Source organism: Collinsella sp. SGI.180 (assembly GCF_050313455.1).
GTDB lineage: Bacteria > Actinomycetota > Coriobacteriia > Coriobacteriales > Coriobacteriaceae > Collinsella.
Map to the genome: position 1 here is coordinate 86,652 of NZ_JBNPLL010000005.1, position 20,377 is coordinate 107,028.

15 protein-coding genes are annotated in these 20,377 nt (G+C 61.1%); 9 read left to right on the forward strand and 6 right to left on the reverse strand.

The window, feature by feature from the left end:
- The first annotated feature begins 104 nt into the window (after nucleotides 1-104).
- The gene (locus ACQRAP_RS03560; RefSeq protein WP_427794911.1) at nucleotides 105-902 is read left to right on the forward strand and encodes an alpha/beta fold hydrolase; all 798 of its coding nucleotides are present in this window, start codon (nucleotides 105-107) and stop codon (nucleotides 900-902) included.
- Nucleotides 903-1,113: 211 nt separating this feature from the next.
- Nucleotides 1,114-2,994: a diguanylate cyclase gene (locus tag ACQRAP_RS03565; RefSeq protein WP_427794912.1), complete on the forward strand. Its 1,881-nt coding sequence runs from the start codon at nucleotides 1,114-1,116 to the stop codon at nucleotides 2,992-2,994.
- 71 nt (nucleotides 2,995-3,065) lie between these two features.
- Here ACQRAP_RS03565 and ACQRAP_RS03570 read toward each other — a convergent pair whose 3' ends face one another.
- The 6 genes from ACQRAP_RS03570 to ACQRAP_RS03595 form a co-directional block, all read right to left on the reverse strand.
- The gene (locus ACQRAP_RS03570; protein ID WP_427718223.1) at nucleotides 3,066-3,875 is read right to left on the reverse strand and encodes a gamma-glutamyl-gamma-aminobutyrate hydrolase family protein; all 810 of its coding nucleotides are present in this window, start codon (nucleotides 3,873-3,875) and stop codon (nucleotides 3,066-3,068) included.
- A gap of 87 nt (nucleotides 3,876-3,962) precedes the next feature.
- Complete coding sequence (locus ACQRAP_RS03575) at nucleotides 3,963-4,727, reverse strand: amino acid ABC transporter ATP-binding protein (protein WP_022094659.1); 765 nt, start codon at nucleotides 4,725-4,727, stop codon at nucleotides 3,963-3,965.
- A 36-nt stretch (nucleotides 4,728-4,763) separates the two neighbouring features.
- Nucleotides 4,764-5,597 (reverse strand): amino acid ABC transporter permease, encoded by an 834-nt coding sequence (locus tag ACQRAP_RS03580; RefSeq protein ID WP_373094275.1) that lies wholly within the window; start codon nucleotides 5,595-5,597, stop codon nucleotides 4,764-4,766.
- The gene (locus tag ACQRAP_RS03585) at nucleotides 5,594-6,253 is read right to left on the reverse strand and encodes an amino acid ABC transporter permease (RefSeq protein ID WP_427747662.1); all 660 of its coding nucleotides are present in this window, start codon (nucleotides 6,251-6,253) and stop codon (nucleotides 5,594-5,596) included. Before ACQRAP_RS03585 ends, ACQRAP_RS03580 begins: the two co-directional genes overlap by 4 nt.
- 138 nt (nucleotides 6,254-6,391) lie before the next feature.
- Complete coding sequence (locus ACQRAP_RS03590) at nucleotides 6,392-7,387, reverse strand: glutamate ABC transporter substrate-binding protein (RefSeq protein ID WP_427718227.1); 996 nt, start codon at nucleotides 7,385-7,387, stop codon at nucleotides 6,392-6,394.
- Between the two features lie 649 nt (nucleotides 7,388-8,036).
- The gene (locus ACQRAP_RS03595) at nucleotides 8,037-9,818 is read right to left on the reverse strand and encodes a 1-deoxy-D-xylulose-5-phosphate synthase (RefSeq protein ID WP_427794913.1); all 1,782 of its coding nucleotides are present in this window, start codon (nucleotides 9,816-9,818) and stop codon (nucleotides 8,037-8,039) included.
- 227 nt (nucleotides 9,819-10,045) lie between these two features.
- Between ACQRAP_RS03595 and ACQRAP_RS03600 the strand changes: the two genes are divergently transcribed.
- The 7 genes from ACQRAP_RS03600 (at nucleotide 10,046) to ACQRAP_RS03630 (ending at nucleotide 20,145) form a co-directional block, all read left to right on the forward strand.
- Nucleotides 10,046-10,582, forward strand: coding sequence for an HD domain-containing protein (locus tag ACQRAP_RS03600; protein WP_427794914.1), 537 nt, complete (start codon nucleotides 10,046-10,048; stop codon nucleotides 10,580-10,582).
- Nucleotides 10,583-10,585: 3 nt separating this feature from the next.
- Nucleotides 10,586-11,605 (forward strand): putative ABC transporter permease, encoded by a 1,020-nt coding sequence (locus tag ACQRAP_RS03605; RefSeq protein WP_427794915.1) that lies wholly within the window; start codon nucleotides 10,586-10,588, stop codon nucleotides 11,603-11,605.
- Between the two features lie 198 nt (nucleotides 11,606-11,803).
- Entirely contained in the window at nucleotides 11,804-13,081 is a 1,278-nt protein-coding gene (locus ACQRAP_RS03610; RefSeq protein WP_427794916.1) for an ammonium transporter, read from the forward strand.
- A gap of 156 nt (nucleotides 13,082-13,237) precedes the next feature.
- Nucleotides 13,238-13,576: a P-II family nitrogen regulator gene (locus ACQRAP_RS03615; protein WP_117734256.1), complete on the forward strand. Its 339-nt coding sequence runs from the start codon at nucleotides 13,238-13,240 to the stop codon at nucleotides 13,574-13,576.
- An 87-nt stretch (nucleotides 13,577-13,663) separates the two neighbouring features.
- On the forward strand, nucleotides 13,664-14,521 hold the full coding sequence (locus ACQRAP_RS03620) for an HAD-IIB family hydrolase (RefSeq protein WP_427794917.1): 858 nt from the start codon (nucleotides 13,664-13,666) through the stop codon (nucleotides 14,519-14,521).
- A gap of 120 nt (nucleotides 14,522-14,641) precedes the next feature.
- Nucleotides 14,642-15,352 carry a TetR/AcrR family transcriptional regulator gene (locus ACQRAP_RS03625; RefSeq protein WP_427728052.1) on the forward strand — a complete coding sequence of 237 codons (711 nt, stop codon included), beginning with the start codon at nucleotides 14,642-14,644 and terminating at the stop codon, nucleotides 15,350-15,352.
- Nucleotides 15,353-15,363: 11 nt separating this feature from the next.
- Entirely contained in the window at nucleotides 15,364-20,145 is a 4,782-nt protein-coding gene (locus tag ACQRAP_RS03630) for an acyl-CoA dehydratase activase-related protein (RefSeq protein ID WP_427794918.1), read from the forward strand.
- Nucleotides 20,146-20,377 lie beyond the last annotated feature (232 nt).

Genomic DNA, 20,377 nt, shown 5'->3' on the forward strand with positions numbered 1-20,377 from the left:
GCGAGTCGGGTACAGTAAAAGCACTTAAGTATGCGCAACATGGCGCCAGACTATCCAAGTCGCACCTCGGTGCGGCCTGATGGCGTTGACGATAGGATCACAACATGGATTTTACGGTCGAAAATGCGGGCACCACGATTGCCTGCCGCGAGTATGCCGGCCCGGATGTATCGTCCGATGCGCCCGCCTTGGTGTGCGTGCACGGTGCGTGCGTCGACGGCACATTTTTTGACGGCATCGCCCACGAGCTCGCCTGTGGCTATCGCGTTATTGCCTATGACCGCCGTGGTTGCGGCGAGAGCGACGATGCGGCAGACGGACGCTACGATCTGGCAGTTCAGGCTGCCGACCTGCGAGCTGTTATCCAACATGCCGGCGCCCCGGCAAATGTCCTCGCGCACAGCGCCGGTACGTTGGTGGCGCTGGAGCTTCTTCGCACCGAACCCCATCTCGTCGCCCGTGCGATTTTGCATGAGCCGGCTGTGTCGGCCGAAGGCGTCGGCATGGGCGCAGCTCCGGTTTTGCTCGATATGATTGCGGCTGGAAAGGTTTCAAGGGCGCTCCGGCTTTTCTTGGGAGCCCTCGGCGACTTGGACCCCGAGGCTCCTGGGACGACCGAAGCGGAAGCCAAACATGCCCTGCGCAATGGTCGTTGCTTCATGGCCAATGAATACGGAACAAATATGACTTACGTTCCCAATTGGGATAGTGTCCGCGCATCGAAGTCCGTTGCTGCTGTGCTTCTCGGCGAGCTTTCGGTCGGTACGCCCCGCGAGGCTGGTACGCGAGCGGCTGCCGAATATCTCGATTGCCCCCTCGTGACGATCCCGGGCGCGCATAACGGTCTGCGCGATCGTCCCGTTACGGCGGCAAACGCCGTTCGCGATGTCTTGGAGCGTTAGCGCGCTCGATGACCTGCGGGGAGGGAGACTGTTGGCGTTTCGTCATTGTTAACGAATGCGCCCATAACCGCGCGCCCGCGGCTCCATTACCGCTGTTTGCCAGGTCATAAAAATGCAACGATAATCGCGCATTTGCCTGCAGCTGTTAGATGATACCCTTGTATCATTTGATATGCGCCGTTGCCGTGCGTGACGATAGAAAGGGCCCCATATGCTCAATAATCACGAGGCAAATCTAACCGACGAGGAGGCTGCCGCTGAGGTCGCCCGCGTCGCGAAGACCTACCCCGTGGTGCGTTTGCTGTCGGCCGATCAGATTAAGAGCGAGCCTAACTGCTTGCTCGCCGGCGATCGCTGCCCTTGTCTGCGTCAGTCGAGTCTTGAGGCCTTGGCAGATTCGGGTGAGGTGTCGGAGCAACTGCTCAACGATGGTGTTGAGTACCGCGCCCGTCTGCGCCCTCTAAAGGTCGAGGGTGAGCCTCACGTCTTGCTGATGGTGCGTCCGATTGATGAGCAAGAGGCCACAGAAGAGGACCTTGTCTACACCGACGTGCTGACGGGCGTGCGCAATCGCCGATATTACGAGGAAAAGCTCCGTAGCGCCCGCATGAATGCCGGCGTTGCGATGATCGACCTTGATGATTTTAGGGTCTTCAACGATACGTGTGGCCGTCATGCCGGCGACCTTGCGCTCGGTGCTGTGGCGACAGCCATGCGCAGCGGAATCCGTTCGACTGACGAGCTTGTGCACTATGGCTGCGACAAGTTTGTGGTCGTCATGCCCAATATTCCCTCCGATGACTTCACCCGTCGCCTGCATCAGGTATCCGATGCCGTTCATGCCACGATTATTCCGGGCCATGAGCACGCGAGCTTGACGGCATGTGTTGGTGGCGTTCTCATTCATGGCGAGACGGTCGATGAGGGCGTTGGCCGCGCCGTCCAGTTATTGAGCCGCGCTAAGGCAAAAGCCGGTACGGTCGTGACCGATGCCGATTCCATCGAGGCCTTCCAAAGCGAAAAGCCTTTGGTGCTTATTGTCGATGACTCCGAGATGAACCGAGCCATTCTCAACGAGATGCTTAAGGATGAGTATTGCATCCTCGAGGCTGATAACGGTCGTGCGGCGCTCGACATGGTCGACCGCTATGGCGATGAGTTGTCGCTCGTGCTGCTGGATATTGTCATGCCGGGCGTAAGCGGCTTTGAGGTGCTGGCCGATCTGTCGCGCCGATCGGTTAGTGACAATCTACCTGTCATCATGATTTCGAGCGAAGATTCCGATGATATGGTTCTGCGCGCGTACGAGCTGGGCGCCTCGGACTATATCAGTCGCCCGTTCGATGACCGCATTGTGCGTCGTCGCGTCAACAATATTATTCGACTGTATACCAAACAGCGTCGTCTGACGAGTCTGCTGTCGCAGCAGTACAATGCGCGCGTCAATAACAGCCGTATACTCGTCGACATCATGGCGAGCGTCATGGAAGTCCGTAATGGCGAAAGCGGCAGGCATGTCACGCATATCGAGAAGTTGACTGAGCTGCTGCTTGGCGACTTGGCGCGACGGAGCGACAAGTACTCTCTTGGCAACGAGGAGCGTTCTTCGATTGCGTTGGCGTCGGCGCTGCACGATATCGGCAAGATGTCGATCGACGATGCGATTCTCAACAAGCCCGGACGTCTGACGCCCGAAGAGTTTGAAATAATGAAGACGCATACTACCATTGGCGCCGACATGCTGCGCAATCTGGGCAGAAACCATGAAGGAAGTGCCCTTTTGGACTATGCGTACCAAATCGCCCGCTGGCATCATGAACGTTGGGATGGTACGGGCTATCCTGACGGTCTTAAGGGCGACGATATCCCCATTGCCGCTCAGGTGGTCTCGGTGGCCGATGTGTACGATGCGTTGACGAGCGTGCGTGTGTACAAGGACGCCATTTCGCAAGAAGAGGCGATTCGGATGATTCTGGACGGTGAGTGCGGCGCTTTCAATCCGCTGCTTATCGAGTGTCTGCTCGAAGTGCGCGATCGAATTGCCGAGACGCTGGAGCGCCCTGCGGACGTTGTCGCGTTCCCTTCGGTTTAAGCTAGGCAAAGGGACGCCCCGTCGGACCATGTGGCCGGCGGGGCGTCCTTATCTGTTGTGCGGTTCGCGAACTAGCGGGCCTGCTTTACCTTGGCCGCCGCCTCGACAAACGACTTCCACAGGTTAAAGTCGGTCTCGAGCGTCTGCCAGGTGTACTCGGGATGCCATTGCACACCCAGGCAGAAAGGCTGGCCTTCGACCTCGATGCACTCGGGAACGCCGTCGGTTGCCTTGGCGACCAAGCGCGTGCTCTTACCCAGACGCTCGACGCAGCAGTGGTGTGCGGAGTTGGTCTGGATAAGCCTGTGCCCGCCAACCGCGCGCTCCAGAAGCGAGCCCGGCACGACCTCGACGGGATGCACAGGGTCGTTGAGCACGTGGGTATGGCGCCACTGCGTGCGGCCCTCGCGCGCGCCCAGGCTCGGTACGTCCATGCACAGGGTGCCGCCGGTGGCGACGTTGAGCAGCTGCGTGCCGCGGCAGGTGGTAAAGAGCGGCTTTTTGGCGCGGAGCACCTCGTCGACCAGCTTAAACTCAAAGCTATCGCGGATCTCGCAGCAGAGGGTGGGGTCGTAGGGTCGATCATCGCCCCAACGTTTGGGATTGACATCGGGGCCGCCGGGAATGGCGATGCCGTCGGCGATATCGACGTAATGACGGATGACCTCAATGTCCTCGGTGATGGACATCTGCAGCGGCAGGCCGCCGGCGGCAAGGATGGCATCGACAAAGACACTGGCGATTTCCTCGTTGGGGGAGAGCGTCTCGCTTAAAAACGGCTTTGCCTCTTCCCAGCGCGGCGCCACCAGGATGAGCGGGCGGTCGGCGGGGGCAACGTCGACGTGCGGGGTATAGGACGAGGAAGTACGTGTTCCGATCATGGGTGCTGCTTTCGAATCTGAAGGTGACAGGGCGCATGAGAGACGTGGGACAACACTTTCAATGGATTTGTCCCACGGGGTTGCTGGTTAGTGGCCCTTGATGGAGTTGAGGAAGTCCTGGGCGCGCTTGGTCTGGGGGTGGTCGAAGAACTCGTCGGGCGTGCCGGTTTCCACGATTTGGCCGTCGGCCATAAACACGACGCGGTCGGCCACGCGGCGGGCAAAGTTCATCTCGTGCGTAATGACGATCATCGTCATGCCCTGCTGGGCCAGACGGACCATGACCTCGAGCACCTCGTTGATCATCTCGGGGTCAAGGGCGCTCGTGGGCTCATCAAAAAGCATGGCCTTGGGTTGCATGGCAAGCGAGCGGGCGATGGCTACGCGCTGCTGCTGGCCGCCCGAGAGCTGTGCGGGCACCTTATCGGCCTGTTCGGCAACGCCCACGCGGCCCAGCAGGTCCATGGCGCGCTCGCGGGCCTCGTCCTTGGAGACGCCCAGCACGTCGACCGGTCCCAGCATGACGTTCTGCAGCACGGTCATATGTGCGAACAGGTTGAACTGCTGAAACACCATGCCCAGCTCGGCACGCATGCGGGCAAGATCCTTGCCTTCCTGCGGCAGGGGCTCGCCCTCGATGAGGATCTCGCCCGAGTCGATGGTTTCCAAGCGGTTGATGGTTCGGCACATGGTCGACTTGCCCGAGCCCGAGGGGCCGATCACGACGACGACCTCGCCGCGGTCGACCGAGAGATTGATGTCGTTGAGGACGTGCAGATCGCCATAGTGCTTATCGACGTGCCTGAGCTCGATCAGCGGCTGATTGCCGGTGGAAGAGGTGCTCTGTGCCATGGTGCTCGGCTCCTTATGACTGGAAATGGTAAAGCGTTAGCGGATGATGGTCGCGCCGGTCTTGTGCGAAACGTAGACAGCGGCCTTGTTGATCGCGACGTTGATGAGGATGTAGATGACCGCGATTACCAGGTAGACCGACACGAGGGCGTCGTAGTTGGTAATGAGCACGCGGGCATTTTGCATGAGGTCGGGGTAGCTCACCACGTAAGCGACGGTGGTGTCTTTGACTACGACCACAAGCTGCGAAATCAACGACGGAATGATAAACCGAATCGCCTGCGGCAGCACGATTTTAAAGGTGATTTTAGCTTTGGAGAGACCGAGCGCTTGGGCTGCCTCGACCTGCCCGCGCGGCACGGCGTTGACGCCCGCGCGAAAGATCTCGGCCAGCACGCCGGCTGCAGCGAGCGCGACGGGGAGCGTGAGCATCCAAAACGACGGCAGCGCAATTTTGTACTGAGGCAGCACCAAAAAGAAGAAGTAGATGAACAGCAGGCTCGGTACGCCGCGGAAGAAATCGGTGAGCACGCGGCAGACCAGCTGCAGCGGTTTAATGTCGCTGGTGCGGCCGAGCATAAGGGCTAGGCCCAACACCAGCGCGATGGCGCCAGCGGTGAGTGCGACTTTAACGGTGCCCTCAAAGCCGGCAAGCAGGAACTTCCAGGTGGTGAGGTGCGTAAAGAAATACCAATAGTGGACCGAAAGCTGACCGGTCACATAAAAGCGCTGCAACACGAGGACGGCGAGCGCGGCGACGGCAACAAGCGAGATGGCGGTGCCGATGCGAATCTTGGCACGCATCTTGGGGCCGGGGGCCTCGTAGAGCGCATCGCGCATGGTGAGAGCGGAGGTGGAATGCTTGCTCATCGGAGGATCCTCACCTTCTTATCGATGTAGTTGCCAATGTGGCTCACCACAAAGGCCGTGCCCAGGTAGCCGAGCGCCGAGATAAAGAACGCGGCGACGCCGCCGAGCGAGCGCGTGTTGATGTAGCTCACCACGCCGGTGAGCTCCTGCGGTTGAAGCGGTACCTGGCTGCCGAGTGCGGTGGTGAGCATGACGGCGATAAAGAGGTTGGTCATGGGCAGCACGCTCGAGCGCAGCGCCTGCGGAATCACGATCTTGGCGAGGATACGGCTGAAGCTCATGCCGAGCGAGCGCGCGGCTTCCACCTGGCCGACGCCGACGGTGTTGATGCCGCTCATAAAGTTCTCGGAGCCAAAGGCCGAGCCCAAAAGGACCGTGGCGACGACAACGCAGGTGCGGTAGGGCAGGACGACCTTGAGCGGCGGCAGCGCATAGACGACGATGATAAGCAGCGCGATGCCGGGGATGTTACGGAAGACCTGAACATACAGGTCGCCAAAAATGCGCAGCGGCTTGAGCGGCGACACGCGCATCACGGTGACAGCGACGGCCAGCACCATGGCGATGGCAAACGACTCAAGCGTCATGCCCCAGGTTGCTAGCAGCGCGTCGATATAGTTCTGGCCATAGAGCGACCAGAGCTCGGAGAGACTCATGCGGACCTCCCGCCGATAAGGAAAGGGGCTCCCGTGTGTACGGAAGCCCCGACAACTCAGTGTGGAAACAGTTTAGCGCAATAAAGCGCATCGTGCGTTTCCGTATGGTTTCGTAGCGGCCGTTACTGGGCTCGCTGTCTAGGCGCCGATCTCGGGCAGCTCGGGAACGTTGGTGTCGCCCGTGCGATCGCCGATGCAGATCTGCCACAGCTCGGTCCAGGTGCCATCGTCCTCGATCTTCTTAAGGAAGTCGTTGACAAAGGCGACGCCGTCGGAATCGAGCGGCAGGCCGATGCCGTAGGGCTCTTTGCTGCCGAAGGGCTTGCCGGCGATCTTGTACTTACCGGGCTCGCGGACCAGGGCGCTCTGCTGCATGTTGTTGTCGATGACGTAGGCGTCAACGCGGCCCTGCTGAAGTGCCTGGCGGGCCTCCTCGTCGGTCTTGAACTCCTGCTGGCTGGCCTTGGGGGCGAACTCCTCCAGGATGGCGGGGCCGTTGGAGCCGGACTGGACGGCGACGTTCTTGTCGGCCAGGTCGTCGACGCTCTTGATGTCGTCGTTGTCGGCGAGCACCAGGATGGCCTGCTGGGTGTAGTAGTAGGGGCCGGCAAAGGAGACAAGCTTCTTGCGCTCATCGGTAATGGTGTAGGTGGCAAAGACGGCATCGACCTGGCCGTTCTGCAGGACGGACTCACGAGTGTCCGAGGTCACCTGGGTGATCTCGACCTTGTTCTCGCCCAGAATGTAGTTGGACAGGAGCTGCGCGATGCCGGCGTCGAAGCCACGGGTCTTGCCGTCCTTCTCGTTGAGGAGGGAGAAGAGCGTGGAGGTCTGAACGCCACCGATCTTAAAGACGCCGGCGTCCTTGACGGCCGTGGCCCAGGTGCTGGCGGCGATGGCGTCATCATCGGCCTTGGGGCCGTTGTCGACGAGCTTGTCGAATGCCTTGGCATCGAGCGTGGTGGAAGCCTCGGTGTCCTCGGGACTCTTGGAGGAGCCGGCGGCGGAACCCTTGTCGGCCTCGGCGCTGGTGTCGGAGCAGCCGGCAAGACCAAGGCCGGCGACGGTTGCAAAGGTGGCGGCGATGAAGCCACGACGGTCGAGAACGACCTGCTGGGAGAGGTTCTTGCTCATGGTAGAACACCTTTCTCAATAAAATCCCTAGCGGTTGAATAGAGTTATACCCTATCGCGCTCAAATGGGTCAACACGAAATAACTCAGAAACATACTTACCTTATGGGTAATTCTACCTACCAAAAAGGGACAGGTTTATTTTGGCAGGTTTTATCTGGGCAAACGTCGATTATTACAGCTGAGATAGCGTTTTGCGGACAGCATGGTCGCTCGCGGCGGTCGCTATAATGGCGGCAACGCGACATATATAAGTAAGGAGATCGCGTATGAACGGCTATTCGTTTTTCGCGCCGACCATGACTTAAAACCACCACAAAGGGGACGGGCACCTTTGTGGTGGTTCTTGCAGATGTGGCGGCCTGCCTCGATGTTTTGTCTCAATCTGTAACATCTGCAGCCATTTTTGCCGAGTAACTGTTACAGATTGAGATTTTCTCTTTAGGGGGATTTGAGTGTCTCGATCTGTAACATCTGGACGGACAAAAGGTCTCTATCTGTTACAGATTGAGACAAACAACAGGGGCAAAGACGGTTTGTCTAGATCTGTAACAATTGGGCGAGGATTTGTCCTCTAGGTGTTACAGATCGAGACAATTGAGTTGGGAAAATAAAAACCTCCGCAGGGGTGCTTCCCTTGCGGAGGTTTTTCTACTCGTTCAGCAGGCGTACTGCTTCGGCGGCCATGTTCTCAATCGTCATGCCGTTCTGAGCAAGCAACTCGTTGGGGTCGTAGCGGTCGGGAAAGCCCTTGGCGATGCCAAAGGTGCGCGTGCGCACGGGCGTGCAGGACAAGTAGCACGCGACGCGCTCGCCCCAGCCACCGTCCAAGATGCCGTCCTCGAGGGTGACGACAACGCGATGCTCGGCGGCAAGGCCATCGAGAGACTCGCGGTCAAGCTCGGTTGCAAAGCGCGGGTTGACGAGCGTGGCCTCTATGCCGTATTCGGCAGCCAAGCGGTTTGTCACGCGCTCGCCCAGCTCAAAGAAATCGCCAAGCGCGAGCACGGCAACGTCGCGGCCCTGGCGCACCACGTCGTAGCGAACGGCGCTGTAGTCGGTGTCCTCGGCGGGCGCCAAATCGGGGCGGCTAACCAGGCCAATGCCCGGAACGCGGATCGCCACGGGATGCTCGCGGTGGTCGAGCGACCAGCTCAGCATGGACAGGTATTCCTCCATGCAGGCCGGCGCCAGATAGCGCATGTTGGGAAGTCCGCCCAGCATGGATATATCAAAGAACGAGAGGTGCGTCTCGGAAGTGGCGCCAAAGATCGACGCGCCAAACACCAGGATGGTTGCGGGGGTGTCGTTGAGGCACAGGTCGTGCCACAGCTCGTCGTAGGCGCGCTGCAAAAACGTGCCGTACACACCAAAGACTGGCTTGGCGCCCGAGCGCGCAAGCGCGGTGGCAAAGGTCACGGCGTGCTCCTCGGCAATGCCCACATCGACGAACTGTTTGCCGGCCGCGGCGCGAAGCTCGGGTGTAAAGCCCATGATGTAGGGCGTGGCGGCCGTGATGCCCACGACCTGCGGATCGCGCTCGATGGCGGCGCTGAGCGCCTCGCCCGTAATGTCGGCATAGGTGCGCGGCGCAGGCTCGCTCGGATGGCCCGGGCAGAGCTTGCGCCCAGTAGTCATGTCAAACGGACCCACATGGTGCCAGCGCTCGGGGTCGCTCTGGGCCGGCTCAAAGCCCTTGCCCTTGGCGGTGGAGACGTGCAGCACGATGGGATGATCGATATTGCGTAGTTCCTGCAGCGCGTCGACGAGGGCCAACACATCGTTACCGGCGTCCAGATAGCGGTAGTCGAGCCCCATCGCGCGGAAAACATTGCGCTCACAGGTGCCGTTGCTGGCGCGCAGTTCGGCCAGATTGCGATACAGGCCACCGTGGTTTTCGGCGATGGACTGGTCGTTATCGTTGACGATGATGATCAAGTTGCTGTCGAGCTCGGCGGCGTTGTTAAAGCCCTCAAACGCCAGGCCGCCCGAAAGCGAGCCGTCGCCAATGATGGTAATGACGTTATACGTGTCGCCCGCCAGGTCACGAGCGTGCGCAAGGCCGCAGCCCAGGCTCACCGACGTGGAGGTATGGCCCATGGCAAACAGGTCGTGCTCGGACTCGTCGGGATTGGCAAAGCCAGAAGCCTCACCATAACGCTCCGGATCGATATAGGTGTACGCGCGCCCCGTCAGCGCCTTGTGGGCGTAGGTCTGGTGCGAAACGTCAAAGACAATCTTGTCGATGGGGGAGTTAAACACGCGATGAAGCGCAACCGTAAGCTCAACGACGCCCAGGTTGGGGGCAACGTGCCCACCGACGGCGGCGGAGCTTTCGAGGATTGCCTGGCGGATCTCGCCGCAGAGCAGCGGAAGCTCGGCGCGGTCGAGAGCCTTGACGTCCTCGGGCGTTGTCGTTTGCGTAAGCAGCATCGTTGTGGGTTACTCCATGCGAATCGAGCGCCGGCGCTCCCTCGGCCGGCACAATTGCACAAAACAGTCTCGCACATTTTGGCGTTTGATATGTGACGGCGGCGCGGTAATTCGCCAACTGGTGGGGCAAAACGTTTTGTCCGATGCCATACTGGTAGATTCGATGATGATTTATTCAATGCGTGCAGGCTGTGGCTTGTCGCCGTGAGTCGCTGGAAGGAGGCAGCATGTCCGATGTCGTTCGTGCCGAGAAAATCGCGCAGGAGGTCGACTATGCCGCCCGTCAGCTCGCCCAGGCGGGCCGCTTGGACCTGACGCGCGAGTTTATCCAGCATGGCGATGTGACGGTCTATGCACATGTGACTTCGGTAGCGCGGGCGAGCCTTTCCTTTGCCGAGCGCTTGGGCCGTGTCGGTGTCTCGGTCGACCGCGCCTCGTTGCTGCGCGGGGCCCTGCTGCACGATTACTTTCTTTATGACTGGCACGATCCCGACCCAAGCCATCGGCTGCATGGCTTTCGGCATCCGTTTTTTGCTCTGGCGCGTGCGGAGGAAGATTTTGAGCTGACGTCGCGCGAGCGGAATATTATCGTGCGCCATATGTTTCCGCTGGTGCCAGTGCCGCCGACGTGTCGTGAGGCATGGATTGTGTGCCTGGCGGATAAATGGTGTGCTCTGCGCGAGACGATCGCCGGCCGTCTGCCGCGCAAGGACGAGGCAGACGATGGCGTGAGTGAAGAATCGAGCGAAAAGAGGAGAGGGTAGACGGTGGGGACCGCGATCGACATGGCATTTGACGGCGCGACGCTTGCCGCCTGTCCGCTCTCGGCACTGGTGCTCTCGTTTGCCTTTTACGGGTTTTGCGGTTGGGCATGGGAGTCGACAGTCTGCGCCATGCTCAACCAAGGACGCTTTGCCAACAGCGGATTCTTGCTGGGGCCGTGTTGCCCTATCTATGGTGTGGGCGGCATAGCCTGCTGGCTTTTGCTGCGCGGGATTCCGGATGCCTCGAGCCAATTTGTCGCCGCGGCGCTTGTGTGCAGCGTAATCGAGTACAGTGTGGGCCTTCTATTGGAAAAGACAACAGGCGCACGCTTTTGGGACTACTCGCACCTGCCGTTTAACTTGCACGGACGTATCTGCCTGTACTGGGCCTGCGCGTTTGGCCTGGGCGCGTTGTGCATTTGTCGTTTAGTGGAGCCGGCATTGCTGGGGCTGCTTGGCCATCTGCCGGTGCTGATTGTGCGGCTGTCCACCTTTATCGTCGCGGTCGCGATGATGGTTGATGCGGTGTGCTCGTTGGCGAGCTGGCAGCGTCTGTCCGATCAGCTGGAGCGTGTGCGCGCCGACCTTGCCGACCGCATCAATGAGTCGCTTGCCGATGCCTCGGACTCCATGCTCGAACGTATTCCCGATTCGACGATCGACTCGGTAGCGCAGACGCATATCCGTAGCCGCGCCGTTAACGCGTGGCTGGCCGAGCTGGGCGACGCGGCGCTCGATGCCCTTCGTGAGAAGGCTTCGATGCCGACGTTTATCTCGGATGGTGCTCGCGGCCTGGCGCTTGCCGCCCGCCGCGTGGCCGATGCCGCGCCGAGCATGCCGCGTCCGTCGCTCAGTCGTCGCCTTGCCGGTAAGCGCATGAGCCGTCCGGTGCCGAGTGTGTCGCTCAGCCGTCGCGACCTGCGCTTCTTCAATGCTTTCCCGCGCTTGCGTATCAATCGCTACGAGGGTGTCATTCGAGCAACTAATCTCCGCGACCGCGCCCACGAGCTGTTTCGGCGCTAGCCGGGATGGGCGCGCACACGGCTCCCTTGCTCGCGTATTTCCCGTTCGTTTCGCGTCCGTTGCCGCGCCGTTTCCAAGATTGCGGCACCGTTTCCATTCGACAACGCAGCGTTTAACAACGCCGTATCTGGTCTACACCAGTTGCCCCTCGGCCGCATTATGGGCGCCGACAACGTTCATGCGACCAAAGGGGAGCGAATGTACGATACGGGATCGACAACGTTTATGCTCATCTGCACCATGCTCGTGTTTTTAATGACACCGGGTCTGGCGTTTTTCTATGGCGGCCTGTCCAGGCGCAAAAATGTCATCAACACCATGCTCATGTGTTTTGGCGCCATTGGCCTGGTTGGTGTGCTGTGGATTGTCGCCGGCTGGTCGCTGGCCTACGGTGGCGATGGTTCCAGCCCGTTTATTGGAGGCCTTGACCAGCTGCTGTGCTTGCCGGTGCTTAACCAGGTACTGCAGGCGGCCGAGGGCAATGCTGCGGACGGTGCCGTCTACCCTCAAATCATCAACATCACCTTCCAGATGGCATTTGCCATGATCACGGCTGCTATCGTCACGGGCAGCCTGGCCGGCCGCGTTAAGTTTGGTGCCATGACGGCCTTCCTGGGCATTTGGCTACTCGTGGTCTATGCGCCGCTCGCCCACATGGTCTGGGGCGGTGAGGGTTCCTTTATCGGCGACATCATCGGCGCGCTCGACTTTGCGGGCGGCGACGTGGTGCACATCTCGTCCGGTCTCACGGGCCTGATTCTCTGCTTAATGCTCGGCCGTCGTCGCGGCTTTGGCATGGTGAGCTACCGCCCGCATAACGTGCCGTTTGTGGCGCTGGGCGCCGGCCTGCTTTGGTTTGGCTGGTTTGGCTTTAACGGCGGCAGCGAGTTTAAGGCCGACGCCGTGGCCGCGCTCGCCATCCTCAACACCGTGACGGCCAGCGCGGCGGGCATGGTCTCGTGGCTTGTCGTTGAGCGCGTGCGCACCGGTCGCCCCACGCTGGTGGGTGCCAGCACCGGTCTGGTTGCGGGCCTTGTGGTGGTCACGCCGGGTGCGGGCTTTGTCGAGCCGTGGGCAGCGCTGGTCATGGGCCTGATCGTATCGCCTGTCTGCTACCTGGCCATTAGCCATCTCAAGACCAAGTTTGGCTACGACGATGCGCTCGACGCGTTTGGCTGCCACGGCATCGGCGGCATCTTGGGCGGCGTGCTCACGGGCCTGTTCTGCGTGCCGGAGCTCTCGTGGACCGGTAAGGGCGGCCTGTTCTACACGGGCGACGTGTCGCTGCTCATCTCGCAGATTTTGGGCATTGTGGTGACGGTCGCTCTTGTGCTGGTGCTCGATTTGGTAATCGCCGCGGTGGTCAAGGCGCTGTTCCATGGCGGCCTGCGCGTGGACGAGGCAGACGAGGCGCTGGGCTTGGATGCGAGTCAGCACGGCGAGAGCGCGTATCCCTCCTTCTCGGGACTTGACTAGCGGCACGGCTTTCCCAGGCACCCGACCTTGCCCCTCAAGCCGTCGCTTGCGTACCGAAGTACGCGGCGCTCCTCTTTCGGGGCAATCTCGGGCACCTGGAAAACCCGTGCCATGTGAAGGACAATCAATTTCTTTTATTAAAGAGAGGAATTCACTATGAAGAAGATTACGGCGATCGTTCGTGCCGAGAAGCTTGAGGTTCTTAAAGATGCGCTGTTTGCTGCCGATGTTCGTGGCATGACCATCAACCAGGTGCAGGGCTGCGGTGCGCAGCATGGCTGGAAGGAATATGTGCGCGGCAACGAGTTGCTTGTCAACACGATCCCTAAGGTGCAGTTCACCCTCATCTGCGCCGATGAACATGTCGACGGAATTGTCGAGATTATCTGCAACGCCGCTCGCACCGGTGCCGTTGGAGACGGCAAGATTTGGGTCGAGCCGGTCGAGGAAGTTATCCGCATCCGCACCGGCGAACACGGCCCCGCCGCGGTGTAGGACAATCTTTCGCCTGACGGGCGTGCCTCTCTTGGGGCGCGCCCGTTCTCGTCTACAATATCGTGCAGACGAAGGAGAGGCATGCCCATGATCAAGATGTTTGCGAGTGACTTAGACGGAACGCTGTTGAACGCCCTGCACGAGGCAGATGGGACCATCCGCCGTGCCATTCGCGAGCTGACCGAGGCTGGCCTGCATGTGGTTCCCGCGACCGGGCGCTCGACGCTGCCGATCGGCGAGGATGGCTTTACGGGCCTGGCGCTTGACGCCTGCTGCTCCAACGGATCCATCGTACGCAACAGCCATGGCGAGGTGCTCAAGACCTGGACCATCGACCCGCAGGTTACCGAGGAGCTGCTCAGGGCGTTCCCGGACATTTGCTTCGACTGCTCCACGCCCGATGGCATGTTCTCGAGCGGATCGTTCGAGATGCACCAGGCGGGCTTTAAAAAGGACAGTCCTATCAGGCGCATCGTGATGCGCGGCATGCGTGCACGTGGGGGGTATCACGAGGAGCAATATTTCGACCAGTCGATCGGTGACATCCTGCGCCATGACGTATGCAAGATCAATTGTCGCGTGACCTCGCCCGAGCTGGAGCGCGACCTTAAGGCGTATTTGGCCGAGCGCTCGGACCGCGTGGTCAACGCGCCGTTCGATCCGGTGATGTTTGAGATCACGGACGTGGCGTGCAACAAGGGTGAGAGCGTGGCTTGGCTGGCGGGCTACTACGGTATTGCCGAGGATGAGGTCGCGGTCTACGGCGACGGCGGCAACGACATCGCCATGCTCAAGCGCTTCCGCCACAGCTACGCGACCAAAAACGGCAGCGATGCCGCCAAGGCCGCCGCGAGCGCGACTATCGGCAGCTGTATGGCCCATGCCGTCCCCAAACACATGCTCGCCACCATGCGCAAGCAAAACTCCCGCACCGTCATCGAATAATGTGACAAAGGGACTGCCCCTTCGTCACATCCAAATATTGCCTTTACGTGTTGATGCACACGGTGTGCAATAATACTCGCACTGTGCAATAGCGCACAGGCTGAGTAACAAGGAGGACGCTTGTCCCAGCTCGAGAAATGCGATCGCCGGTCCCTTCGCTCGCAGCGTGCCCTTCGCCAGGCACTTGCCAGCGAACTAGCCGAAAGCGGCGACCTTTCGCGCATTAACGTCGCTTCGCTCACCGAGCGCGCCGGCCTTACGCGCCGTACGTTCTATTCGCATTACCGCGATATCCCCGACTTTATCAATCAAATCGAGGACGGCTTGCTGGCTGAGATCCGTGAGCGCATTGAGCTCATCACCGCAGCTCGGCTGCCCGATCTCTATCACAACATCGATGAGCTCGAGCCGGCGCCCGGTTCGGTTGAGCTACTGCGTTATCTTGCGGCCAACCGCGACTTGATCGGTGCGCTGCTGGGTCCGGGCGGCGACCAGGCCTTCATTAAAAGGATTATCGACACCGCGCGTGAGGCTGTGGTGCCGCGTGCACAGACGGGCATTTTGGGCCTGGCGCTGGGCACGTTCTTTGACTACTACGTCACCTACGTCGTGAGTGCCGAGGTCGGCATGATTCAGCGCTGGTTTGAGCGTGGGCTCACCGAATCGCCCGAGGCCATGGCGCGCATGATGACGGTGCTCGCTTTTGTGCGCCCTGGTGACCTGTATGGCCAACCCATCGATATCAACGTGCCGGAGTACGGCATGAAGCTATTGAACTTGCAGCTCGAGGACGCGGCCGACACCCCCGCAACCGTCGAGTCCAACAACTAAGAGGAGAGACAATGAGCAAACTCGTCGAGGGCATCAAGGACCGCATGGTCGCCGCCGCACGCGAGGCTGCGCCCACCGTGGTGGACGCCGCGCAGAAGGCCGCGACCGCGGCTGCCGAGAAAGTTGCCGAGGCAGTTGCCGATGCCAAGAACTCGGTAGGGGAGACGCCCGTCGCTAGCGAGCCCGCCACCGCCGCCGAGCCCGCAGCCGCCGCCCACGCCCCCGAAGGCGCAATCTTCAACCCCGACAACGCCCACGGCAACCTGCACCTGGGCATCGACGTTGGCTCCACCACCGTTAAGCTCGCCGTGCTCAACGATGACAACCAGATCGTCTACGCCAAGTACCAGCGCCATCACACCGACGTCCGCGCCTGCGCCCGCGACCTGTTCGAGGGCGCTGCGGCCGTGCTGCCGACGGCCCAAATGACCTGCGCCATTACCGGCTCGGGCGGCCTGCTGCTGTCCCAGTGGCTCGACCTGGAGTTTGTCCAGGAGGTCATCGCCAGCAAGCGTGCCGTCGAGACCCTCATCCCGGCCACCGATGTCGCCATCGAGCTGGGCGGCGAGGACGCCAAGATCATCTACTTCGATAACGGCATTGAGCAGCGCATGAACGGCACCTGTGCCGGCGGTACGGGTGCGTTCATCGACCAGATGGCAACCCTGCTGCACACCGACGCCAGCGGCCTCAACGAGCTCGCGGCCAACGCCACCACCATCTATCCCATCGCCAGCCGCTGCGGCGTCTTTGCCAAGACCGACGTCCAGCCGCTGCTCAACGAGGGCGCCCGCCCCGAGGACGTGGCCGCCTCCATCTTCCAGGCCGTCGTGACCCAGACCATCTCGGGCCTGGCGTGCGGCCGTCCCATCCGCGGTAACGTCGCCTTCCTGGGCGGCCCGCTGCAGTACCTCTCCGAGCTGCGCCATCGCTTCTACCTCACGCTCAACCTGGACGAGGAGCACCGCATCGTGCCCCAAAATGCTCACCTGTTTGTGGCGAGCGGTGCCGCCATGGCGCACGAGTCCAATAAGCTCAGCACGTTCCCGCAGCTCATCGAGGCCATCGATGCCCTGGGTGACACACAGGGCGCCGAGGTCGAGCGTCTGGATCCGCTCTTTGCCACCGACGAGGACTTTGCCGAGTTCAAGACCCGCCACGACCAGGAAGTCGTCCCCAAGGGCAAGCTCGAAGGCTACACCGGTCGCGTGTTCATCGGTATCGACGCCGGTTCCACCACCATGAAGGCCGCGCTCGTGGGCGAGGACGGTCAGCTGCTGCACACCTGGTACGGCAACAACAACGGCGACATCCTGGGCACGGCCAAGGTCATCATGGCCGATTTCTACAACCACATCCCCGCCGGCTGCACCATCGGCCACGTAACCACCACGGGTTACGGCGAGGCGCTGCTCATCGAGGCCCTCAAGGCCGACTCCGGCGAGATCGAGACCGTCGCGCACCTGCGCGGCGCCAAGGCATTCCTGCCCGGCGTCGAGTTTATCCTGGACATTGGCGGTCAGGACATGAAGTGCCTGCGCGTCAAGGACGGCGTTATCGAGCACATCATGCTCAACGAGGCCTGCTCGTCGGGCTGCGGTAGCTTTATCGAGAGCTTCGCCGTCTCTATGAACATGGACGTGCGCGCGTTCGCCGACGCCGCCATCCATGCCAAGGCTCCGGTGGACCTGGGCAGTCGCTGCACGGTCTTTATGAATTCGCGTGTTAAGCAGGCGCAAAAGGAAGGTGCCACGGTGGGCGACATCGCGGCCGGTCTGTCCTATTCCGTCATTAAGAATGCCCTGTTCAAGGTCATTAAGCTGCGCGATCCCAAGGAGATCGGAAGCCAGGTGATCGTCCAGGGCGGCACCTTTATGTCCGATGCCACGCTGCGCGCGTTTGAGCAGCTCACCGGCGTTCACGCCGTGCGTCCCGACATCGCCGGCTGCATGGGCGCCTACGGTGCGGCCCTGCTCGCCCGCGATCGCGCTGGCGCCGACGGCACCTCGACCATCCTTTCGGCCGAGGACATCGCTCACCTCACTGTGACGCAAAAGCACGTCCGCTGCGGTCGCTGCTCCAACAACTGCCAGCTCACCGTCAACGACTTTGGCGGCGGCAGGCGCTTCATTACCGGCAACCGCTGCGAGAAGGGCGCCGGACACAAAAAGCAAAAGACCGAGGCCCCTAACCTCTTCAAAAAGAAAAACGAGTTGCTCTTTAATCGCGAGGTGCTGAGCCCCGACGAGGCCCCGCGCGGCACCGTGGGTATCCCGCGCGCACTCAACATGTACGAGAACTACCCCTTCTGGCACGCGTTCTTTACGCGCTTGGGCTTTAGCGTGCAGCTGTCCGACCAGTCGAGCAAGAAGACCTACCAGGCAGGCATCGAGTCCATGCCGTCCGAGAGCGTGTGCTATCCGGCCAAGATGAGCCACGGCCACGTGATGAACCTTATCGACCGCGATGTCGACTTTATCTGGATGCCGTGCGTGCGCTGGGAGCGCAAGGAGGATCCGACGGCTGGCAATTGCTATAACTGCCCCATCGTCATGAGCTACCCCACGGCGCTGGCGCTCAACATCGACGAGATCCGTGAGCAGAATATCGAGTTCCTGTACCCGTTTGTGCCCTATCACGACAAGACCGAGCTCAAGCGCCGCTTGTACCAGGTGCTTGCCGTCGACCGCGTGGCCGATGCTGAGGCCGGTCGCGGTCGCGTGCGCGGTCCCAAGATTACGCGCTCCGAGGTCGATGCCGCCGTCAACGCTGCCTTTGAGGCCGATGCGCGCTTCCACGAGGACATCCAGACCATGGGCGAGGAGACCCTTAAGTGGGTCGAGGACCACGGCGGTCACGGCATCGTGCTCGCCGGCCGCCCCTACCACAACGACCCCGAGATCAACCACGCACTGCCCGAGCTTATCTCGAGCTTTGGCTTTGCGGTCTTTACCGAGGATTCGCTTGCGCACCTGGTGAAGCCCGAGCGCCCCATCCGCGTCGTCGACCAGTGGATGTACCACAGCCGCCTGTACGCTGTCGCCCGTTTTGTTACGATGCGCAACGACCTGGACCTGATCCAGCTCAACTCTTTCGGCTGCGGCCTGGACGCTCTGACTACCGATCAGGTGCAGGAGATTCTGGAGGCCAGCGGCAAGATCTACACCGTGCTCAAGATCGACGAGGTGTCCAACCTGGGCGCCGCGCGTATCCGCATCCGCTCGCTCATGGCCGCGCTTAAGGACCAGGAGGCCGAGCGCTTGGCCGAGGCCGCGGCCGCGGGCGAGACCTACGAGCAGGGCGATGCCGCGCCGGTGGCTCCCTCCACGGATGCCCCCGCATTCGCGAGCCGCAAGTACACGTTCGGGGCTCAGCGCGAGAGCGCATCGTCCGCGTGGCCCAAGGTGCCCTTTACCGAGCAGATGCGCGAGGAGGGCTACACCATCCTGTGCCCGCAGATGGCGCCGATCCACTTTGACCTGGTCAAAGAGGTGTTCCGCGGTGCCGGCTACAACTTGGAGCTGCTGCCCTCGACCGATCACGACGCCGTCGAGGCCGGCCTGCGCTATGTGAACAATGACATTTGCTATCCGTCCATTTTGGTGACCGGCCAGATTATGGAGGCCATCGAGAGCGGCCGGTACGACCTGTCCAAGACGGCCGTGGTTATCAGCCAGACAGGCGGCGGCTGCCGTGCCACCAACTACATCGCACTCATCCGCAAGGCCCTGCGCGAGAGCGGCCACCCCGAGATTCCGGTGATCTCGCTTTCGGCGGTGGCGCTCGGTGAGGACAACCCCGGCTTTAAAATTACGCCGGCGCTGCTTAAGCAGGCAGTCTACGCGGTGCTCTTTGGCGACGTGATGATGCAGATGCTTTATCGCTGTCGTCCATACGAGGCTACGCCCGGTGCCGCCAACGCACTCTACGAGGAGTACATGGCGCGCGCCCGCAAGCTGGCGCCCAAGTTCAACCGCCACAACTACACCAAGCTGTGCCGCGAGGCCATCCGCGCGTTCGACACCATGCCGCTCGTGGGTGAGGGCACCAAGCCGCGCGTGGGCGTGGTCGGCGAGATCTTGGTCAAGTTCCACCCCACAGCCAACAACCACGTGGTCGACGTTATCGAGCGCGAGGGCTGCGAGGCCGTGGTGCCGGGCCTGCTCGACTTCTTCCTGTACTCCATGAGCAACGCCGAGCTGCAGAAGGATGAGCTCGGAAGCTCTGCAACCACGCGCGCTGGTATGCAGGCGCTCATCAAGCTCGTGGACTGGATGCGTACGCCGGTGGAGGAGCTGCTCCAAAAGTCCCGCCGCTTTGAGGCGCCCGAGCGCATCGGCACCATGGCGGACAAGGCCCGTACGGTGCTTTCGGTGTGCAACAACATGGGCGAAGGCTGGCTGCTCACGGCCGAGATGCTCGACCTGATTGACCATGGCGCGCCCAACATCATCTGCACGCAGCCCTTTGCGTGCCTGCCTAACCACGTGGTGGGCAAGGCCGTGATCAAGGAGCTGCGCCGTCAGCACCCCGAGAGCAACATTGTCGCGGTGGACTACGACCCCGGCGCGTCCGAGGTCAACCAGCTCAACCGCATTAAGCTCATGATCAGCGTGGCCAAGGAAAACATGCGCGCCGGTAAGGGCTTTAAGCTCGAGAAGGTGGCGCCGCTCGCGATGGACGAGGTCACCGGCCAGATGCGTGACCATGGTGGCTGCGTGAGCTGTGGCTCGGCCAGCGAGGAGGCCGTTGCATCGGTCGCCAAGCGTCTGGGACGCGGCATTAAGAGGTAGTTGGCCTGCTATGTGCTAGATATGAGACAAACGGGTGGTAGCCGTATCGGCTACCACCCGTTTTTGCTGGACATATGCTGCGTAAACGCCCCAACTATCACCTCTTCCGAATGCGACGTCTCAGTGGCACCAAAAATCGCTCTTGGAACCCTGAGATAATGAACATATGTAGCCGTTCGCCGCAAATTACCGTCCGTTTATGGAACCCACCCCCAGCGCGCGTCATCCTTAC